We start from the raw sequence: 668 nt of genomic DNA, 5'->3' as shown, positions 1-668 counted from the left end.
GGCCATCGCGCCGCTCTTCATCATCTGGTTCGGCTATGGCCTGGCTTCCAAGATCGTGATCACGGCGCTGGTCTGCTTCTTTCCGGTGGATTGGACGCAACGATGCGCCGGTAATACCTGAAAGTAGGTCAGCGATGAAAGTGTTGAGCGTAGTTTTCGGACGCTGGTTGCTGCTCGCAGCCTCTGTGATCGTCTTCGGTCTCAGCGGCGTGCAGGGCGCGAGCGCGCTGGAAAAGGTGCGGGTGCTGATTCCGGTCCGCAATATCGACGAGGCATTTTCGCCGTTCGTCGTCGCCAGGGAAAAAGGCTACTTCGCCGCGGAAGGCTACGACGTCACCTTGATCGCGGTCGGCGGCTCGAACGAGTCGGCGATCCAGGTTGCTGCGGGGAATGCCGAGGTTGGCTCCGCCTCGCCCGGCGACGCAATCATTGGCATTCAGTCCGGAAAGCTCGATATCCGTTATTTCTACGGGATCTTGTATTCCAATATCTGGTCGGTCGCTGTGCTGCCCGACAGCCCGATCAAGACGCTCGCCGACCTCAAGGGCAAGAAGCTCGGCGTGCAGTCGATGGGCAGCGCCGGAACGACATTCGGCCGCGCCTTCGCACAGGCCGCCGGACTGGATCCCGAGAAGGATGTCTCCTTCTTGCCGATCGGCGTCGGCGCG

The 668-nt window shown here is 61.2% G+C and carries 1 protein-coding gene and 1 pseudogene; both read left to right on the top strand.

The features are described 5' to 3' along the window. A pseudogene (locus HB630_RS28575) lies at window positions 1-88 on the top strand (ABC transporter permease); the annotation flags it as partial. Between the two features lie 52 nt (window positions 89-140). Then, window positions 141-668: ABC transporter substrate-binding protein (locus HB630_RS28200; protein WP_213776005.1), on the top strand; the 528-nt coding region annotated here is incomplete at its 3' end.

The organism is Bradyrhizobium sp. dw_78 (assembly GCF_018449525.1).
In the GTDB taxonomy this organism is placed as follows: Bacteria; Pseudomonadota; Alphaproteobacteria; order Rhizobiales; family Xanthobacteraceae; genus Bradyrhizobium.
Note: the sequence above shows the minus strand (reverse complement) of the source record. Positions and strands in the feature narration are given on the sequence as shown.